The organism is Rhodobacter sp. NTK016B, assembly GCF_017303295.1.
In the GTDB taxonomy this organism is placed as follows: domain Bacteria; phylum Pseudomonadota; class Alphaproteobacteria; order Rhodobacterales; family Rhodobacteraceae; genus Pararhodobacter.
In genome coordinates this window covers 125,403-144,770 of the sequence record NZ_JAFKOK010000006.1, presented here as the reverse complement: position 1 = coordinate 144,770, position 19,368 = coordinate 125,403, and the positions used below count along the sequence as shown (strand labels likewise).

The window sequence follows — 19,368 nt, the reverse complement described above, 5'->3', positions numbered from 1 at the left end:
CGAATTCCGTTGCATCAAAGGTACGCCATGTCCGCCGATATCTCCGACACCGACATCGCCATCGTGGGCATGGCCGCCCATCTGCCGGGTGCGCCGTCGGTCGATGCCTATTGGGAGATGCTGCGTTCGGGCACCCGTGCCATCCGTCAACTGACCGAGGATGAGCTTCTGGCTGCGGGCGAAGACCCGGCCAATATCCGTCAGCCCAACTACGTCCCCTTCGCCGCGCCGCTCGACAAATTCGCCGATTTCGACGCCGAGTTCTTCGGCTTCTCGCCCAAGGAGGCCGCGATCCTCGACCCGCAGCACCGCCAGTTCCTGGAAGTGGCGTGGGAAGCGATGGAGAACGCGGGCACCACGCCCGACGGCTTCGACGGCACGATCGGCGTCTATGCGGGCTGCGGCATGGGCAGCTATTTCTATTTCAACATCTGCTCGAACCGCGACATCGTGCGCGATGTCGGCATGTTCCTGCTGCGCCATACCGGCAACGACAAGGATTTCCTGTCCACCCGCGTCAGCCATATCTTCGACCTGCGCGGCCCGTCGATCAACATCCAGACCGCGTGTTCGACCTCTCTGGTGGCGCTGCACTATGCCTCGCAGGCGCTGTTGAACGGCGAATGCGACATGGCGCTGGCGGGCGGCGTGACTATCGAGCTGCCGCAGATGCGCGGCTATTTCTACAAGGAAAACGAGATCCTGAGCCCCGATGGCGAATGCCATGCCTTCGACCATCGCGCGCAGGGCACGGTGTTCGGCTCGGGCGCGGGCTGCGTGGCGCTGAAACGGCTGGACGATGCGATCCGCGACGGCGACCATATCTGGGCCGTGGTCAAGGGATCGGCGATCAACAATGACGGCGCGCAGAAGGCGGGCTATCTGGCGCCCTCGGTCGAGGGTCAGGCGCGCTGCGTGGCCGAGGCGCAGGCATTGTCCGACGTTCCCGCCGAGACGGTCGATTACATCGAATGCCACGGCACCGGCACCTATCTGGGCGACCCGATCGAGGTCGCCGCGATGACGCAGGCCTTTCAGCAGACCACCGACAAGACGCAATTCTGCAAGATCGGCTCGGTCAAGACCAATATCGGCCATCTGGACACGGCGGCGGGCGTGGCCTCGCTCATCAAGGTGGCGCTGTCGCTGCATCACAAGGAAATGCCCCCCTCGCTGGGCTTCGAGGCGCCGAACCCGACGATCGATTTCGAAACCTCGCCCTTCGCCGTCAACGCCGCGCTGACGCCGTGGGAGAACCGCGGCCATCCGCGCCGCGCGGGCGTCAACTCACTGGGCGTGGGCGGCACCAATGCCCATGCGATCCTTCAAGAAGCGCCCGAACGCGCCCCGTCCGAGGAAAGCGACTGGCCGTTTCAGCTGTTCACCCTCTCGGCGCGCTCGAAAACCACGCTGGACGGGCAGGCGGCCAATCTGGCCGCTCATCTGCGCGCGAACCCCGATCAGAACCTTGCCGATATCGCCTGGACGCTGAAGCAGGGCCGCCGCGCCTTTGACAAGCGCCGCGTGGTGGTGGCCGAAACAGCCGAAGAAGCCGCCTCGCTTTTGGAAACCGACAACCCGCGCCGGGTCTTCAGCCATACCGCGCTGGACAATCCCGACGTGGTTTTCCTGTTCCCCGGCGGCGGTGCCCAATATGCGGGCATGGCGCGCGATCTCTATGAAACCGAGCCGGTCTTCGCCGAATGGATGGATCGCGGGCTTGAGATCCTGCAGCCGCGCCTGTCCTACGATCTGCGCGCGCTCTGGTTGCCCGAACCGGGGGCCGAGGACGCGGCGAACGAGACGCTGAAAAAACCCTCGGTCCAGCTGCCGCTGATCATGATCACCGAATACGCTCTGGCGCAGATGCTGATGGCGTGGGGCGTGCAGCCCTCGGCCCTGGTCGGGCATTCGATGGGCGAGAACACTGCCGCCTGCCTTGCCGGCGTCCTCAGCTTCGAAGATTGCATCGGTCTGGTGCATCTGCGCGGCTCGCTGTTCGACACCGTGCCTGCGGGCGGGATGCTGTCGGTGCCGCTGGGTCTGGACGCGCTGACGCCCTATCTGGGCGATCTGGATATCGCCTCGGTCAACGCGCCGGAGCTGACAGTGGTCAGCGGCCCCGATGCGGGGCTTGAGGATCTGGCCAAACGGCTTGAAGCGGATGGCATCGATACCCAGCGCATCGCCATCGACATCGCCGCGCATTCCAAGATGCTCGAACCGATCCTCGGTCAGTTCCGTGCTTATCTGGCGTCGATCCGGCTTAGTCCGCCGCAACTGCCGATCATCTCCAACCGCACCGGCCAGCCCCTGACGCCCGAGCAGGCCACCAGCCCCGATTACTGGACCCAGCACCTGCGCAGCACGGTGATGTTCGCCGATTGCGTGGCCCATCTGGCCGAGACCCCCAACCGCATCTGGATCGAGGTCGGGCCGGGCAAGGCGCTGTCCTCGCTCACCCGGATGCATGGCGCGGTGCCGCCGCAACAGGTTCTGGCCGCGCTGCGCCATCCCGACGAAGACATCGCCGACGATATGTACCACATGGGCCTTCTGGGCCGGATCTGGGCACTGGGCGGCGCGTTCGATTGGGCGCAGATCTGGGGCGAGGCGCGGCGGGTGAAACTGCCGCTGCCGGGCTATGCCTTTGACCGGCGCGAATATTTCATCGCCCCCGCCAAACCCGCCACGGCGGTAGAAACCGCCCTTCCCGCGCGGATCGAGGATGTCGCGGACATGGGCACGCGGCTGGCCTGGGTCGCGCGCTCGGCCGAGGTGGATCTCGATGTCGAGACCGAGCTGGATCAGGCCCCGGCGGAAAGCTGGCTGATCTTCGCCGATCAGGACGGCATCGCCGCCCCCGTCATCGCCCGCCTGCGCGACGCCGGACAAAAGGTGATCGAGGTGCAGACCGGCGACACGTTCTGCCGCCGGGGCGAGAATGCCTATACCCTGCCGCCCGAGCGCGGGCGCGAGGGGTATGATCTGCTTGTTCAGGACCTTGTCCATCGCGGCACCGTGCCCACCCGCATCGCGCATTTCTGGCTCGCCTCGGGCGAAGAGCGGTTCCGCCCCGGCTCGAACGCGTTTCAGGCGCATGTGGAACAGGGCTTTTATTCGCTGCTGTTCCTCGGTCAGGCCATTGCGGATGAAGGCCTCGCCGGGCCGATCCACATGAGCGTCATCACCGCCGGCGCCCAGCGCGTCCGGGACGAAGCGCTGCGCTGGCCGGAAAAGGCGCTGATCGCCGGGCCCGCCCGCGTGATGCCGCATGAGGTCACCGGGATCACCATCGGCACGCTGGATATCGACCCCCGCACCCGCAAGCGCGGATCGGCGCCGGATCAAACCCTGCCGATCCTTGAAGAGCTGCTCGCCCAGCCCGGCAACCATGTCGCCGCCCTGCGCGGAACCAAGCGCTTCGTGCAGAAACTGCGCGCGCAGCCGCTGACCGACACCCCCGACTTGCCGCAGGGCGCGGCCTGGGTCATCACCGGCGGTTTCGGCGGCATCGGGCAATCCGTGGCCGAGGCTCTGATCCAACGCTCAGGCGCGAAGATCGTGCTGATCGCTCGCACCGCCCTGCCGCCGCGCGAAGAATGGGAGGCCGCGAAGGCGCGCGGCGACGCCGCGACCCGCCGCATCCTGCAGGTCGAGCGGCTGGAAGCCATGGGCGGCGAGGTGATGATCACCGCTGCCGATGTCTGCAATATCGACGAGATGCGCGCAGCCCTCGACGCCGCCCGCACGCGGTTCGGCAAGATTCACGGCGTGATCCACGCGGCGGGCACGATTGACGACGCGCCGATGGCCGCGAAATCGGTCGGCAGCGTGGAAAACGTCTTTGCCCCCAAGGTCCACGGCACACGCGTGCTCGACAGCCTGCTGCCCGACGGCGCGGTCGAACGGATCGTCGTGTTCTCGTCCACCTCGACCCTGACGGCGCCCGCCGGTCAGGTCGATTACGTTGCCGCGAACGAATATCTCAACGCCTGGGCCACGGCGCGTTCGGGCAAGACCCGCGTCACCGCCATCGACTGGGGCATCTGGGCCGAGGTCGGCATGGCCGCCGACGCTATGGCCTCGCGCCTGGGCCACGACCCGGCGATGCCGGAAACGCCCGTCGCGCTGCCTTTGCTGGAAACGGCGGGCTTTGACGCGGGGATGAACCGGCGTTTCAGCGCGACCTATACCACCGATATGTGGCTGCTGGACGAACACCGCACCAAGGACAACCGCGCGCTGGTGCCCGGCACCGGGATGCTGGAAATCGCCGCGCAATCGCTGCACGGACAGGGCGAGGTCGAACCCTTCGAGATCGCCGACCTGACCTTCTTCCGCGCGCTCGAGGTCGACGACCCCCGCGCGATCCGCGTGACGCTGACGCGCAACGATGCGGGCTATGACTTCGCGCTGCGCTCGGGCGTGACCCTGCGCGGGCGGGACGGCTTCGTGCTGAATGCCAGCGCGCAGATCAACATGCGCGACATCGCCCGCCCCGCGCCGCTGGACATCGCCGCGGTCGAAGGGCGCTGCCAGACCGGGATCAAGAAAGATCCCTGCGGCATCGCCACGGGGCAGGAGACGCATCTGAACTTCGGCCCGCGCTGGCGGGTGCTGAAACGGCAGGGCTATGGCACCGGCGAAGGCATCGCCCGGCTGTCCCTGCCCGAAGCGTTCCGCGCCGATCTGGATCAGGGCTTTGTGCTGCATCCCGCGCTGACGGACCTTGCCACCGGCTGGGCGATGGAGCTGATCGCGGGTTACGGCGGTCGCGCGCTCTGGGTGCCGGTCAGCTATGGCAGCGTGAAGGTCTTCCGCGCCCTGCCCGCCGAAATCGTCAGCCATGTCCGTATCGCCCCCGCCGAACAGGGCGTGGCCAGTTTCGACATCACCCTTGCCACGCCCGAGGGCGAGGTCTGCGCCGAGATCGCCCGCTTCACAATCAAGCGGCTGGACGGCGGCTTTGGGACGCCCGCGCCGCTTCTGCCCTCGGAAGTGGAGTTCGACGCCGGGACCGACGACCGCGCGCTCAATCCCGGCGAAGAACGGCTGGCGCGCAATCTTGCGCAGGGCCTGACCGCAGCCGAGGGCGCCGAGGGTTTCCTGCGCGCCATCGCTACGGATCGTCGGCAGGTGGTGATCTCGTCGCTGACGCTGCCCGAACTGATCGCCGAGGCCGCGCAGCCTATCGAGATCGAAACCGGCGACGGGCAGAAATTCGAACGCCCCAATCTCGACAGCGCCTATGTCGAGCCGCGCAACGATGTCGAGCGGATGCTGGTGGCGATGTTCGAGGAATTGCTGGGCGTGCAGGGCGTCGGCGTGCAGGACAGCTTCTTCGATCTTGGCGGCCATTCGCTGATCGCCGTCCGGCTGTTCGCGCGCGTGAAGAAAACATGGTCGGTCGATTTCCCGATCTCGATCCTGTTCGAAGCGCCGACCGTCGAAAAAGTCGCCGCCATGGTCGCCGAACGCGCCGGGATCACCGAGACGGGCGATGCCCCCGCCGTGGCCGTGCCGCAGAAACGCTACGAGTTCCTCGTGCCGATGCACGAGGGCGAGCCGGGCGCGAAGACGCCGTTCTTCCTGTGCGCGGGCATGTTCGGCAACGTGCTGAACCTGCGCAATCTCGCCCAGCTTCTGGGCCGCGACCGGCCGTTCTATGGCCTGCAGGCGCGCGGCCTTCTGGGTGGCGCCGAACCGCATCGCCGTCTGGATGACGCCGCGCGCGACTACCTGACCGAGGTCCGGCAGGTGCAACCGCACGGGCCCTACCTGATCGGCGGTTTCTCGGGCGGCGGGTTGACGGCTTTGGAAATGGCGCGGCAATTGCGCGCCGAGGGCGAAGAGGTCGCGCTGCTGACGCTGCTGGACACACCTCTGCCCGAGCGCCCGGCGCTGAATCGCACCGACAAAGCGCTGATCAAGGCGACCGAGTTCCGGCGCAAGGGTCCGGGCTATTTCGCCGAATGGATGGCCAACCGCAAATTGTGGAAGGAAGAGCTGGAACGCATGGCGCAAGAGGCGCAGGCCGAAGCCGATAGCGGCTTCCACAACCGCGCTATCGAAACCGCTTTCCGCAATGCCCTGCCGCATGTCGGCCTTGCCCCCTATGACGGCCGGGTCGCGCTGTTCCGCCCGCCGCTGGACCGGCATTGGAAGGTCTCGGGCGGGCGCTGGGTCAGCAGTGCGAAGGAATACGTCTATGACGATAACGACTGGTCGCGCTTCATGGCCCGGCTCAGCGTGCACGAGGTTCCCGGCGATCACGATTCCATGGTGCTGGAACCCAATGTCCGCGTCATGGCCTCCAAGCTGAAGACCCTGATCGCCGAGGTCGAGACATGAGCCGCGTTCTGTGCGTGATCCTGAACTGGCGCACCGCCGAGATGACAGCGCGCGCCACCGAGGCCGCAATCACCGCGATGGAAGGGATCGAGGGCGCGATCACCATCGTCGACAATGACAGCCAGGACGGCAGTTTCGAAACCCTGAGCGCCCGTGCCGAAAGCTGGCCACGCGTGCGGGTGATCGCGTCTGAACGCAATGGCGGCTTCGGGGCGGGGAACAATGTGGGCATCCGCGCGGGCCTGCCGGACGGAACGCGGCCCGATTACGTCTTCATCATGAATTCGGACGCCTTCCCCGAACCCGATGCGATCCGCGTGCTGCTCGATTACCTCGACACCCATCCGCAGACCGGCTTTGCGGGCAGCGCGATCCGGGGGGATGACGATGTGCCGCATGTCACCGCCTTCCGCTTCCCCTCGATCGCCAGCGAGTTCGAGGGCGCGGCGCAGACCGGCCCGGTTTCGAAGCTGCTCAAACACGCCATCGTCGCCCCGCCGCTGCCCACGCAGACCACGCAGGTCGACTGGGTCGCCGGGGCCAGCGTGCTGATGCGGCAGGACATGCTGGATGAGATCGGTCTCTTCGACGAGACGTTTTTCCTGTATTTCGAAGAGGTTGATCTGTTCCTGCGCGGGCGGCGCGCGGGCTGGAACGCGGCCTATGTGGTTGAGAGCCGGGTCGTGCATATCGGCTCGGTCAGCACCGGGATGAAGCAATGGTCCCGCGTGCCGGATTATTGGTTTCAGTCGCGGCAGCATTACTTTGAAAAGAACCACGGTCGCCTCTACACGCTGACCGCGACCGCCGCGCATATGGCCGGGCTGGGCCTGTTCGGGCTGCGGGTGTTGCTGCAACGCAAACAACCCCACACCCCGCCACATTTTGTCCGCGATCTCTTGCGACACAGTCTGGGAACGCGCCGACCGCAGGAGAGTTAAGAATGACGTCTTTTTCGAGTGTCCTGGTTGGGAATGAATCCCTGCTGGTGGAATGCGCCAAGATCCTTCTTGGCCGGGGCCACCGGATCGTCACCGTCGCCAGCCGCAATGCCGAGGTGATCGCCTGGGCCGAAACCGCCGGCCTGCCAGTGGTTGAGCCGGGCAAGGGGCTTGAGACCCGTGTCACCGAAGATTTCGACTGGCTGCTGTCGATTGCCAACCTGTCCGTTCTGCCCGACGCGCTGATCGCCCGCGCCGCCAAAGGGGCGGTCAATTTTCATGACGGCCCGCTGCCGCGTTATGCCGGGCTGAACGCGCCGCTCTGGGCGATGCTGAACGGCGAGACGCGCCACGGCGTGACATGGCACCGGATCGAGGGCGGGATCGACGAAGGTCGGATCCTGCAACAGGCCGCCTTCGACATTCAGCCCGACGATACCACCTTTTCGCTCAATGCCCGCTGCTATGGTGCGGCCATCGAAAGCTTCCCTGCCGTGGTCGCCGCGCTGGAAAGCGATGCGCCCGGCACCGCGCAGGACCTGAGCCAGCGCACGCTCTATCGCCGTGACGACCGCCCCGCCCGCGCCGCGCGGATCGACTTCACTCGCCCGGCGGCCGAGATCGTCCGTCTGGTGCGCGCGCTCGATCATAGCGGTTACTGGAACCCGCTGGCGCTGCCGAAGGTCGAAACAGCCAAGGGCGTTTTCGCCGTGACCGGGGCGGAAATCGTCCCCGGCTCGGGCGTGCCGGGCACCGTCTTGGACACGGGCGACGCGCTGACCGTTGCCTGCGCCGATGGCGCGGTGATTCTGACGGGCCTGACCTGTCTGGGCGGCCTGCCCGAAAGCGACATCGCCGCGACCGGTGATCTGCTGCCTGCCCCGTCCGACGCGCTGACCGACGCCATGGCCCGCGTCACGCCCGGCGAAGCGCGCTGGCGCAAGGCGCTTGCCGCCTTTGCCCCGTCCGAGCTGTCCACCAGAAGCGGCGGCACCGGCCGGGCCGAGCGTGCGCTGGACAACGTCACCGCCCCCCGTGCGGCGGCGATCCTGTCGTCCTTTACCCCCGGCAGCTGGGCCTATCGCGGCCCGATGACCGGCGATGCGCATCGCGCCGCCACCGCGTATATCGCCCCGTGGGTGCCGATGAACGTCACGGGGGACAGCCTCGGCGCGCTGGAAGCCGCGATTGCGGACGCCAAAGCCTTCACTGAAACGCATCCCTCCTATGCGCGCGACCTCATTGGCCGCGACCCGGCGCTGATGCCGCTTTCCGCCCCCGCGCTGGGCCTGTCGGAAACCGGTACGCCCATCGAAGGTGTGGCGCTATGCCTCGTATCGGGACCTGCGGGTCTGACGCTGAGCGCCGATCTGTCCCTGACCGACGAAGCGGCGCTGGATCTTGCCGCCGCCCGCATCGCGCATTTGGCGCAGGCCGAAATCGCCACGCCGCTGGCCGAGCTCGACCGCCTCAGCGCGCGCGAGCGGGCGATCCTTGCGCGGCTCAACGACACCGCCGAGCCTTTCGACAACCAGCCGATCAGCCGCCTGTTCGAAGCGCAGGTTGCCCGCACGCCCGACGCGACCGCGCTGGTCTTCGAGGGCCGGTCGCTGACCTATGCCCAGCTCAACGCGCGCGCCAACAAGGTCGCGCATGTATTGCAAGACATGGGCATCAAACCCGACACGCCCGTCGCGCTGTGCGCCCGCCGCTCGCCCGATCTGCTGATCGGCGCGCTGGGCATTCTGAAAGCAGGCGGCGCTTATGTGCCGATGGATCCGTCCTATCCCACCGACCGCCTGAAGCATTTCGTCACCGATAGCGGCGCGCCGGTCATCGTGACGCAATCGGCCCTGATCGACAGTCTGCCGGACCACGCCGCGCAGCTGCTGGTTCTGGACACCGATACCCGCGTCGCCTCGGCGCCCGAGGGAAACCCCGAAACCGGCGCCGCGCCCGAAAACCTTGCCTATCTGATCTATACCTCGGGCTCGACCGGGCTGCCCAAGGGCGTGATGGTCGAACACCGCAACGTCGCCAACTTCTTCGCCGGCATGGATCAGCGCATTCAGCACGATCCGGCAGGGGTTTGGCTCGCGGTGACCTCGCTGTCCTTCGATATTTCGGTGCTCGAGCTCTTCTGGACGCTCGCGCGCGGCTTCAAGCTGGTGCTGACGTCGGACGAAGACCGCATGATGGTCTCTGGCGGGTCGATGGCGATTTCCGACAAGAAGATGGATTTCAGCCTGTTCTACTGGGGCAACGATGACGGCCCCGGGCCGAAAAAATACGAGCTGCTGCTGGAAGGCGCGAAGTTTGCCGATACCCACGGCTTCCGCGCCGTCTGGACGCCGGAACGCCATTTCCACGCCTTCGGTGGCCCCTATCCGAACCCCGCCGTTACCGGCGCGGCGGTGGCGGCGGTGACCAAAAATATCGACGTGCGCTCGGGCTCTTGCGTGGCGCCGCTGCACCATCCGCTCAGGATCGCCGAGGAATGGGCAGTGATCGACAACCTGACCAACGGGCGCGTGGGCCTTGGCATGGCCTCGGGCTGGCACCCGGTCGATTTCGTGCTGCGGCCGGAAAACAGCGTGCCCCACAACAAGGCCGCCTTGTTCGACACGATCGAGAAGGTGCGCAAGCTGTGGCGTGGCGAGGATGTCGCGTTTGACCATAATGGCGAAGAACGCATCGTTCAGTCGCTGCCGCGCCCGGTGTCCAAGGAATTGCCGATCTGGCTGACCACGGCGGGCAATCCCGAGACGTGGCGCGAAGCCGGGCGCATCGGTGCGAACGTGCTGACCCACCTTCTGGGCCAGTCGATCGACGAGGTGGCCGAGAAGATCAAGATCTACCACGAAGCCCTGCGTGAGGTGGGACGCGATCCTGCCGATTACACCGTCACGATGATGCTGCACACCTATGTCGCCCGCACCCGCGAGATCGCGCGCGAAACCGCCAGCGGCCCGATGAAGAGCTATCTTCTGTCCGCTGCCGGGCTGCTGAAGCAATACGCATGGGCCTTCCCCGCGTTCAAGAAGCCCAAGGGCACGTCGAACCCGATGGAGATCGACCTTGCCACGCTCAGCCAGGACGAGGTGGACGGGATCCTCGATTATGCCTTCAACCGCTATTTCGAAGACAGCGGTCTGTTCGGCACGGTCGACGATTGCATCCGTCGCGTCGAGCAACTCAAAGCCATCGGCGTGGCCGAGATCGGCTGCCTGATCGATTACGGCATCCCCACCCAGCAGGTGCTCGAAGGGCTCTATCCGCTGGCCGAGGTGCTGCGCCGGTCGAACGCGCCGGCCGAGCTGGACGCGAATGACTTCTCGCTCGCCGCGCAGATCCAGCGCCACAAGGTCACCCATCTGCAATGCACGCCCTCGATGGCACGGATGCTGGTCACCAATGACGAGGCCCGCGCAGCGCTGGGTCAGGTCAAACACATGATGGTCGGCGGCGAAGCGCTGCCGGGCGCTCTGGCGTCGCAGCTGGCGGGGATCACCGGCGCGCCGGTGCAGAACATGTACGGCCCCACGGAAACCACGATCTGGTCCACCACCGCCTTTTCGAAGGGCGGCGAGGGCGTGGTCGGCATCGGCTCGGCCATCGCCAACACGACGCTGCACGTTCTGGACGACCAGCAACGCCCGGTCCCGGTGGGGCAGGAAGGCGAGCTGTGGATCGGCGGGGCAGGCGTCACGCGCGGCTATTGGCAGCGCCCTGAGCTGACCGCCGAGCGGTTCGTCACCATTGACGGCGAGCGGCTCTATCGCACCGGCGATCTGGTGCGGCTGCGCGCGGACGGGACGGTCGATTTCTTGGGTCGCGCCGACCATCAGGTGAAGATCCGCGGCTACCGGATCGAGCTGGGCGAGATCGAGACGCAGCTCGACGCGCTGCCCGGCGTCACGCAATCGGTCGTCATCGCGCGCGAGGATCAGCCGGGCGACGTGCGGCTGGTGGCCTATGTGCTGGGCCATGCCGATACCGGCGCGCTCAAAACGGCGCTGGCGGGGGTGTTGCCCGCGCATATGGTGCCCTCGGCTGTCGTGCGGCTAGACAGCTTCCCGCTGACGCCCAACAAGAAGATCGACCGCAAGGCGCTGCCCGCACCGGGCGTGGTGCGTGCGGCGGTGATCGCGGCCCCTGTGGCGGCGAATGGCGGCGATACGCAGGCCCGCATCGCGGCGATCTGGCAGAAGGTTCTGGGCGTGGCCGAGATCAAGCCCGCCGACAACTTCTTCCAGCTTGGCGGGCATTCGCTGCTGGCCGTGCAGGCGCATCGTGAGATCCGCGAGGCGCTGGCGCTGCCGGGCCTTTCAATCACCGACGTGTTCCGCTTCCCGGTTTTGCAGGCTCTGGCGGCGCATATCGACGCCAAGTTGAAGCCTGCGGGCAGCACCGCGCCGCAAACTCCCGAACCCGCCAAGGAGGTCGAGCAAGAGGCCGCACGCGGACGCATGGACGCGATGTCGCGCCGCCGCGCGATGCGGGCCGAGCGGCTGAGCAAGCTCGGATGATCCCGGCGTGAACGCCATCGACCTTGAAACAACGCGCCGCCAGCTCGAAGGGCTGGCGGTGCGCGTTTTCCCGGCACCTATGCGGGTGGCTGTGGTGCCCATCGGTGATGTTTCGCTAAAACCCGAAGAAGAGCGCGCCGTCGAGCGTGCCATCGACCGGCGTCGTGCAGAATTCTCGGCCGGACGACAGGCGGCGCGGCAGGCGATCGGCCGCGATGTCGCGATCCCGATGGCCATAGACCGCAGCCCGGTCTGGCCCGACGGTGTCACGGGCTCGATCTCGCATGCCGGGGGCTGGGCCGTCGCGGCTGTGGGTGAGGGGTTGATCGGCCTCGATCTGGAGCTGGATGCCGAGCTGCCCGAAGAAATCTGGGACACCGTGCTTTTGCCGCAAGAGCGGGGCCTGACCCCGCATCAGGCACGGCTGATCTTCAGCGCGAAAGAGGCCGTCTACAAAGCGCAATACCCGCAAACCGGCGCGCTGTTCGGGTTCGAGACGCTGGCGATTACCTTGGGCGACGATACGTTTCGCGCAGAATTCCAGCGCGATGTCGGCCCTTTCCGTGCCGGTCACGGCATCGACGGGCGCTTTGCCATCGGCGGCGGCTTTATCCTGACCGGGACGCAATGAACCGCGCGGCACCATCACCCGCCCAGCGACCCGTCGCAAGACAGGCGGTCAGCAGGTAGCCGCCGGTCGGGGCCTCCCAATCCAGCATTTCACCCGCAGCGAAGGTGCCGGGCAGCGCGCGCAGCATCAGGTCTTCGGTCAGATCCGCGCGGCGGATACCCCCAGCGGTCGAGATCGCCTCGTCCATCGGGCGCGGTCCGGTCAGCGGGATACGCAACCGTTTGAGCGCCTGCGCCGCTTTCATGGGATCATCGGGCAGCGGCCGCAGGAATTCCTGCACAAGGGCCAGACGCCCCTCGATCAGCCCCAGCTTGCGCAGACGGTTGGCCGAGGATTCCCGGCTGGGACGGCGGGCGATCCGGTCGGTCAGCGCATCGATGCTCAGATCCGGGAACAGGTCGACGAAGAGCGGCGCGCCGTCACGCAGGGTACGGCTGAGCGCATAAATCCCGCCGCCTTCGAGGCCGCGCCGGGAGATCACCGCTTCGGCCCGCACGCTCTGACGACCCGCGATCAACGCAACCCCTTTGAGCGGCTGGCCGAAATGGCGCGCCATGTGGTCGGACCAGTCGATATGGAACCCCATATTCGCCGGCCTGAACGGCGCGGGCTCGATGCCCTTTTGCCGCAGCAGATCGGCCCAGGCGCCATCGGACCCCAACCGCGCCCAGCTTGCGCCGCCCATCGCCAGCACATTGGCCTTGGGCGTCACTGTCACCGGCCCCTCGGGGGTGTCGAACCGCCCGTCGCCCTGCCAGCGCCAGCGCGGGCGCAGATCCAGACCCCGCGCGCTCAGATCCGCCAGCCAGTAACGCAGCAGCGGCGAGGCCTTCATCGCCTGCGGAAAGACCCGCCCGGACGAGCCGGTGAAGACTGCCTGTCCCTGCGCGTGCATCCACTCTTGCACCTCGGCGGGGCCGAAGGCGGTCAGCATTGGGCGCAGCCATTCCCTTGCTTCGTAATAATTCGAAATAAAGGCGTCGAACGGTTCGTCCTTGGTGACGTTCAGCCCGGATTTCCCCGCCATCAGCAGTTTGCGGGCGGGCGAGGGTTTGGCCTCGGCCAGCAGCACCGAATACCCGGCGGCAAGCAGGCGGTCGGCGGCCATGAGCCCGGCAGGACCGGCGCCCACGACCAGCGCGTCAGGAATCATAGCGTGCCCAGATCGCCGCCTCGCCCAGCTTTTCAACCAGCTTGGCATGGGCGGCGGCTTCGTCCGGCGACAGCCGCGAGGGCAAGGGCGCCGGGCGCGGGCGCGGACGCCACTGGCTGTCGACCGAACCCCGGTTACGGGACGATCCCGCACCGCCCAGCACAAGGTCGGGCTGCCGCCCGCCCATCAGTTCCAGATAGACTTCGGCCAGGATTTCCGAGTCGAGAAGCGCGCCGTGGAGCGTACGCGACGAGTTGTCGATACCGAAGCGGCGGCACAGCGCGTCGAGCGAGGCCGGCGAACCCGGAAAGCGGCGCCGGGCGATGGCAAGCGTGTCGATAACCTTGTTTTCCAGCTTCGGCCGCCCCGATTTCTCAAGCTCGAAATTCAGGAACTTCATGTCGAAAGCGGCGTTGTGGATCACAAGCGTGGCGCCGGTGAAGAATTCGACAAAGCCATCCGCGATCTCGTTGAATTTCGGCTGCGGGCGCAGGAAATCCGCCGACAACCCGTGCACGTTGAACGCCTCTTCGGGCATATCGCGTTCGGGGTTGATGTATTGGTGATAGGTGCGACCGGTCGGCATGTGGTTGACCAGCTCGACGCCGCCGATTTCAACCAGCCGGTGGCCTTCGGACGGCTCGAACCCGGTGGTTTCCGTATCCATGACGATTTCACGCATCGGGCGTCTCTCCGCTCAGCTTGGCGACCAGTTCGAACACGGCGCTGCGGGTCTGATCAAGGGTCAGCGTTTCGATGACGTGGTCGGCGCGGGCGCGTTTCTCGGCATCGGGCATCTGTTTCGACAGGATGGTCTGGAAATGCGCCTCTGTCATGCCGGGGCGGGCGAGAACCCGCTCGCGCTGCACCTCGGGCGGGGCGGACACGACCAGCACTTCCTCCACGCCACGCTCACCGCCGGTTTCGAACAGCAGGGGCACGTCGACAACGACCAGCGGCTTGTCGGCATTGTCAGCGATGAAATCGGCACGCGATTGGCCGACCAGCGGGTGAACTACCGCTTCGATCTGCTTCAATGCGGTCTTGTCCGCAGCGATCCAGTCGCGCAAGGCGGCGCGGTCGATGGCCCCGTCGACAACCGCCGCCGGGTGCAGCGCGGCCAGCGGCGCAACAGCCGGGCCGCCTTTGCGATAGAGCGCGTGCACGGCGGCATCGGCATCCCAGACCGGCACGCCCGCGTCGCGGAAGAAGCCTGCCGTGGTGGATTTTCCCATGCCGATCGAGCCGGTAAGCCCCAGAACCAACGTCATCCCAACACCGCCTTGCGCAAAGCCTCGTCAACGCGCGGACGATGGCCGAACCAGCGCTCGAACCCCGGAACCGCCTGATGCAGAAGCATCCCCAGACCGTCGACCACCCGGTTGCCGCGCGCGCGGGCCGCGGCCAGAAGCGGCGTTTCCAGCGGCGTATAGACCAGATCGGTGACAAGCGCCGTGCCCGAAAGATCATCCAGCGCCAGATCGAGCGGAGGATTGCCCGACATGCCCATCGCCGTGCCGTTGATCAGCGTGTCGCAGCCCTCCAGCATTGCCGCGCGCTCAGCCCAGGGCACAACGGTGATGCCGTCGCCCAGTTCGCCCGCCAGCTCATCAGCCCGGGCTTCGGTGCGGTTGGTGAGGCGGATCTCGTCGGCCCCAGCATCCTGAAGGGCAGCGATCACCGCGCGGCCGGCACCGCCGGCACCGACCAGAGAGACCACGCGCGGCGCCCAGTCGGGATGCGCATCGCGGATGTTCTGGGCGAAACCATAGGCATCGGTATTGTCGGCCTCGATCCCGGATTTGGTGAAGGTCAGTGTGTTCGCCGCGCCAATACGGTCCGCAAGCTTTGTCACCGTGTCTGCCAGCCCCAGCGCGTCGTGCTTGTGGGGGATGGTGACATTGACGCCGACAAACCCCATGCGCGGCAGGATGCGCAGGGCTTCGGCGAAATCGTCAGGTTTGATATGCAGCGGCACGTAATGGCCCTCAAGCCCGTAGCGCTGCAGCCAGTGACGGAACAGGCGCGGTGAGCGGCTATGTGCGACCGGGTCACCGATCACACCGGCGATGCGAAGCTGGGTCATCCGTCGATATCCTTTCGACGCGTGAGTATCTGCAGAAGTTCGAGCAGGGGCAGGCCCTGAATGCTGAACAGATCGCCCTCGATGGCCGAAAACAGGCGCACGCCTTCGGCTTCGATCTGATAGGCGCCGACGCAATGGCGGATTTCGTCCCAGTTCCGCTCGATATAAGCGTCACGGTAGCTGTCGGAGACATCGCGCATCGTCAGTCGGGGTGTCGCGACATGACGCCAGACCGGCTCGCCCTGTGCGAAAAGGACGGCGGCGGTGTGCAGACGGTGGGTTTTGCCGCGAAGGGCATCCAGTTGTGCGCGCGCTTCATCTTTATCGCGCGGCTTGGCGAAGATGCGGCCATCACATTCAAGGATCTGGTCGCAACCCAGTACCATCCCCTGCGGGTTTCGCCGCGCGACCTTCAGCGCCTTATGCTCGGCCAGCGCATCGGCGAGATCATGCGCACCCGCGCCTTCGGCCTGAAGCGACTCGCGCAGCATTTCCTCATCGATTCGCGCCGGCTGGACCGCAATCTGCAACCCTGCGTTGCGCAAAAGCGTCGCCCGGATCGCGGAGCCTGAAGCGAGGGTGAGGACAGTCATGTGGATAAGTCCGCTCGAAAACTCTGGGTGAGTTGGGGGCCAAAGGGGGTGCTGGCGAGAGATCGCCGGTTACACCCAAGAAAGTCAAGCCGCGGGGCCCAGTTCTCCACACGGGAAAACCCCGGTGCACAGGGTGTGAAAGATCGGTGACAAGCAATCGGATGAACTTTGCTGGAACTTGATTCAGTTAATGATGTCAGAGACCTGCATAGGAAGTTTGCCACCGCGCATGAACAAGCGGCCTGTGGACAAAGATGGGGACAGCATCGGAATTCATGTTATCCCCAGGACAATAATCATCATCTATCCTAGATCTCTTTTCTTATTCTTTAAGAAAGATGGGTGGGCTGCGCAGACCTGGCATGGATCTGTCACGCAATTGACTCGGTTCCTCCATTCGCTTAGAGAAACGCCAAAGCGGACCCGTCCGGGACCCCGTGTTTTCCGAAGACTTTGTGATTGATCCGATGCAGACCCCGAACCGGGGGCATCGTGGAGGGCTATGCATGGCCGAGAACCGACTGAACCTGTCCGAGCTGAAAGCCCAGACACCCGCCGAGCTGTTGGCACTGGCCGAAGAGCTTGAAATCGAGAACGCGCCGTCCATGCGCAAGGGCGAGATGATGTTCTCGATCCTGAAAGAGCGCGCCGAGGATGGCTGGGAAGTCGGTGGCGATGGCGTGCTCGAGGTTCTGCAGGACGGTTTCGGCTTCCTACGCTCGACCGAAGCCAACTATCTTCCGGGTCCTGACGATATCTACGTCTCGCCCGAGATGATCCGCCAGTTCAGCCTGCGGACCGGCGACACGATCGAAGGTGTGATCGTTGCGCCCGGCGAGAACGAGAAGTACTTCGCGCTGACCAAGGTGACGTCTATCAACTTCGACGATCCTGAGCGGGCGCGCCACAAGGTCCATTTCGACAATCTGACGCCGCTTTATCCCGATGAGCGTCTGAACATGGAAATCGAGGATCCGACGATCAAGGACCGGTCGGCCCGGATCATCGACATCGTCGTGCCGCTGGGCAAAGGCCAACGCGCGCTGATCGTGGCGCCGCCGCGCACGGGTAAGACCGTGCTGATGCAGAACATCGCGCATTCGATCGCCTCGAACCATCCGGAATGCTACTTGATCGTGTTGCTGATCGACGAGCGGCCCGAGGAAGTCACGGACATGCAGCGCTCGGTGAAGGGCGAAGTTGTCTCTTCGACCTTCGACGAGCCGGCGACGCGTCACGTTGCCGTGGCCGAGATGGTGATCGAAAAGGCCAAGCGTCTTGTCGAGCACAAGCGCGACGTGGTGATCTTGCTCGACTCGATCACCCGTCTGGGCCGGGCTTTTAACACCGTCGTTCCGTCTTCGGGCAAGGTGCTGACCGGCGGTGTCGACGCCAACGCCCTGCAGCGTCCGAAGCGTTTCTTCGGCGCCGCACGGAACATCGAAGAGGGCGGGTCGCTGACCATCATCGCCACCGCTCTGATCGATACCGGCTCGCGCATGGACGAGGTGATCTTCGAGGAATTCAAGGGTACGGGTAATTCGGAAATCGTGCTGGACCGCAAGGTTGCTGACAAGCGCGTGTTCCCGGCGATGGATATCCTCAAGTCCGGGACGCGGAAGGAAGACCTGCTGGTCGACAAGTCGAACCTGCAGAAAACCTTCGTTCTGCGCCGCATCCTGAACCCGATGGGTACGACGGATGCGATCGAATTCCTGATTTCGAAGCTCAAACAGACCAAGACGAACGGCGAGTTCTTCGATTCCATGAACTCGTAATCGGGTCGCTCATCCGGAGGGACAGATGGACACGATTGTCGCCCTTGCCACCGCGCAGGGCCGAGCGGGCGTGGCGATCATCCGCGCCTCGGGTGATCAGGCCTTTGACCTATGCGAGGCAATCGCCGGTTTCGTGCCCGCTGAGCGCGAGGTTCGCTGGGCACGGTTTCGCGATGCGACCGGCTCCGTGATCGATACCGGGCTTGTGCTTGCCTTCGAGCAGGGCCGCAGCTTTACCGGCGAACGGGTTTGCGAGTTTCAGGTGCATGGCAGCGTAGCGGTCGCGGGGGCGATGCTGCGGGCGTGTCTGGCCGTGGAAGGTGTGCGCGCCGCCGAGGCCGGTGAGTTCACGCGGAGAGCCTTCCTGAACGGACGCATGGACCTGACTGAGGTTGAGGCGCTGGCGGATCTTATCGACGCCGAGACCGATGCTCAGCGACGTCAGGCTCTGAGCGTGATGGATGGGTCGGCGCGGGCCATGGTCGAAGGCTGGCGCGAGGATCTGTTGCAGTCCCTGGCGATGATGGAAGCGGCGCTGGATTTCGCCGACGAGGAGTTGCCCGACGACCTGACCGAGCATGTCGTTTCACCGCTCCGCTCGGTTCAGGGTAGTTTGCAGCGGCAATTGGCCGGTCGGCGCGCGTCGGAATCCGTGCGCAGCGGGTTCGAGGTGGCGATCATTGGCCGTGTGAATGCTGGGAAATCTACGCTTCTCAATGCATTAGCAGGCAGGGATGCCGCGATTACCTCATCGCGTGCAGGTACCACGCGGGACGTGATCGAGGTACGGATGGAGCTCGATGGACTAGCCGTCACGCTGATCGATACGGCTGGTCTCCGCGAGTCCGATGATGAGATCGAGCAGACGGGGATAGAGCGCGGTCAGTCCCGTGCGGCCCGCGCCGATCTTCGGGTATTTCTGCAAAGTTCCCCTGATGAAGAGCCTGTAAACGTGGTGGACGGCGATATCGTCGCGCTGTCGAAGGCGGATCTTTGGGGAATTGAGGGGCTTTCGGCGCAGAACGGGCAGGGTATATCCGATCTTGTCGGGCGAATTACAGATGAACTTCGCGACCGAGCGCAGGACAGTTCGGTGTTCACCCGCGAGCGGCATTTCGACAAATTGACGCGGGCTCAGGAGAGGATTGATGCGGCGCTCGACGCTCTGGGACGGGGTGTTGACTGGGACCTTGTGTCGGAAGATGTGAAGGCCGGGATCCGGGCTTTGGATGGCATTATCGGGCGTGTCGATGTAGAAGACGTGCTTGGGCGGATCTTTGCGTCGTTCTGCATCGGCAAGTAG

General features: G+C 65.5%; 11 protein-coding genes. 6 read left to right on the top strand and 5 right to left on the bottom strand.

Going from position 1 to position 19,368, the window contains the following annotated elements; translation table 11 throughout:
• Window positions 1-27: 27 nt before the first annotated feature.
• From JI664_RS09690 to JI664_RS09675, 4 genes are read left to right on the top strand one after another with little or no spacing between them, the layout of a single operon-like run.
• On the top strand, window positions 28-6,354 hold the full coding sequence (locus JI664_RS09690) for a type I polyketide synthase (RefSeq protein ID WP_207013537.1): 6,327 nt from the start codon (window positions 28-30) through the stop codon (window positions 6,352-6,354).
• The gene (locus tag JI664_RS09685) at window positions 6,351-7,295 is read left to right on the top strand and encodes a glycosyltransferase family 2 protein (protein WP_207013536.1); all 945 of its coding nucleotides are present in this window, start codon (window positions 6,351-6,353) and stop codon (window positions 7,293-7,295) included. The genes JI664_RS09690 and JI664_RS09685 overlap by 4 nt, the downstream gene beginning before the upstream one ends.
• 2 nt (window positions 7,296-7,297) lie before the next feature.
• Complete coding sequence (locus tag JI664_RS09680; RefSeq protein WP_207013535.1) at window positions 7,298-11,824, top strand: MupA/Atu3671 family FMN-dependent luciferase-like monooxygenase; 4,527 nt, start codon at window positions 7,298-7,300, stop codon at window positions 11,822-11,824.
• A gap of 7 nt (window positions 11,825-11,831) precedes the next feature.
• Window positions 11,832-12,455 carry a 4'-phosphopantetheinyl transferase family protein gene (locus JI664_RS09675; protein ID WP_207013534.1) on the top strand — a complete coding sequence of 208 codons (624 nt, stop codon included), beginning with the start codon at window positions 11,832-11,834 and terminating at the stop codon, window positions 12,453-12,455.
• Here the strand turns inward: JI664_RS09675 and JI664_RS09670 are convergent.
• The 5 genes from JI664_RS09670 to JI664_RS09650 are packed head-to-tail and all read right to left on the bottom strand — an operon-like array spanning window position 12,433 to window position 16,287.
• Window positions 12,433-13,608: a TIGR03862 family flavoprotein gene (locus JI664_RS09670; RefSeq protein ID WP_207013533.1), complete on the bottom strand. Its 1,176-nt coding sequence runs from the start codon at window positions 13,606-13,608 to the stop codon at window positions 12,433-12,435. The two genes, JI664_RS09675 and JI664_RS09670, sit on opposite strands and share 23 nt — an antisense overlap.
• Window positions 13,598-14,290: a DNA polymerase III subunit epsilon gene (dnaQ, locus tag JI664_RS09665; protein ID WP_207013532.1), complete on the bottom strand. Its 693-nt coding sequence runs from the start codon at window positions 14,288-14,290 to the stop codon at window positions 13,598-13,600. Before dnaQ ends, JI664_RS09670 begins: the two co-directional genes overlap by 11 nt.
• Window positions 14,283-14,879: a dephospho-CoA kinase gene (gene coaE / locus JI664_RS09660; RefSeq protein ID WP_207013531.1), complete on the bottom strand. Its 597-nt coding sequence runs from the start codon at window positions 14,877-14,879 to the stop codon at window positions 14,283-14,285. Before coaE ends, dnaQ begins: the two co-directional genes overlap by 8 nt.
• Window positions 14,876-15,694 (bottom strand): shikimate dehydrogenase, encoded by an 819-nt coding sequence (locus JI664_RS09655; protein WP_207013530.1) that lies wholly within the window; start codon window positions 15,692-15,694, stop codon window positions 14,876-14,878. Before JI664_RS09655 ends, coaE begins: the two co-directional genes overlap by 4 nt.
• Window positions 15,691-16,287, bottom strand: coding sequence for a Maf family protein (locus JI664_RS09650; protein ID WP_207013529.1), 597 nt, complete (start codon window positions 16,285-16,287; stop codon window positions 15,691-15,693). The genes JI664_RS09655 and JI664_RS09650 overlap by 4 nt, the downstream gene beginning before the upstream one ends.
• A gap of 506 nt (window positions 16,288-16,793) precedes the next feature.
• On the opposite strand from JI664_RS09650, the gene rho reads away from it, so the two are divergent.
• Both rho and mnmE read left to right on the top strand, forming a co-directional pair.
• A complete protein-coding gene (rho, locus tag JI664_RS09645) occupies window positions 16,794-18,065 on the top strand; it encodes a transcription termination factor Rho (protein ID WP_207013528.1) in 1,272 nt (423 codons plus the stop codon).
• A gap of 25 nt (window positions 18,066-18,090) precedes the next feature.
• Window positions 18,091-19,368 carry a tRNA uridine-5-carboxymethylaminomethyl(34) synthesis GTPase MnmE gene (gene mnmE / locus JI664_RS09640; protein WP_207013527.1) on the top strand — a complete coding sequence of 426 codons (1,278 nt, stop codon included), beginning with the start codon at window positions 18,091-18,093 and terminating at the stop codon, window positions 19,366-19,368.

What these genes read in the sequence shown, in the direction of transcription:
- JI664_RS09690 (WP_207013537.1), top strand. Translation starts at nt 28, where the DNA reads ATGTCCGCCGATATCTCCGACACCGACATCGCCATCGTGGGCATGGCC.
- JI664_RS09685 (WP_207013536.1), top strand. Translation starts at nt 6,351, where the DNA reads ATGAGCCGCGTTCTGTGCGTGATCCTGAACTGGCGCACCGCCGAGATG.
- JI664_RS09680 (WP_207013535.1), top strand. Translation starts at nt 7,298, where the DNA reads ATGACGTCTTTTTCGAGTGTCCTGGTTGGGAATGAATCCCTGCTGGTG.
- JI664_RS09670 (WP_207013533.1), bottom strand. Translation starts at nt 13,608, where the DNA reads ATGATTCCTGACGCGCTGGTCGTGGGCGCCGGTCCTGCCGGGCTCATG.
- dnaQ (WP_207013532.1), bottom strand. Translation starts at nt 14,290, where the DNA reads ATGCGTGAAATCGTCATGGATACGGAAACCACCGGGTTCGAGCCGTCC.
- coaE (WP_207013531.1), bottom strand. Translation starts at nt 14,879, where the DNA reads ATGACGTTGGTTCTGGGGCTTACCGGCTCGATCGGCATGGGAAAATCC.
- JI664_RS09655 (WP_207013530.1), bottom strand. Translation starts at nt 15,694, where the DNA reads ATGACCCAGCTTCGCATCGCCGGTGTGATCGGTGACCCGGTCGCACAT.
- JI664_RS09650 (WP_207013529.1), bottom strand. Translation starts at nt 16,287, where the DNA reads ATGACTGTCCTCACCCTCGCTTCAGGCTCCGCGATCCGGGCGACGCTT.
- rho (WP_207013528.1), top strand. Translation starts at nt 16,794, where the DNA reads ATGGCCGAGAACCGACTGAACCTGTCCGAGCTGAAAGCCCAGACACCC.
- mnmE (WP_207013527.1), top strand. Translation starts at nt 18,091, where the DNA reads ATGGACACGATTGTCGCCCTTGCCACCGCGCAGGGCCGAGCGGGCGTG.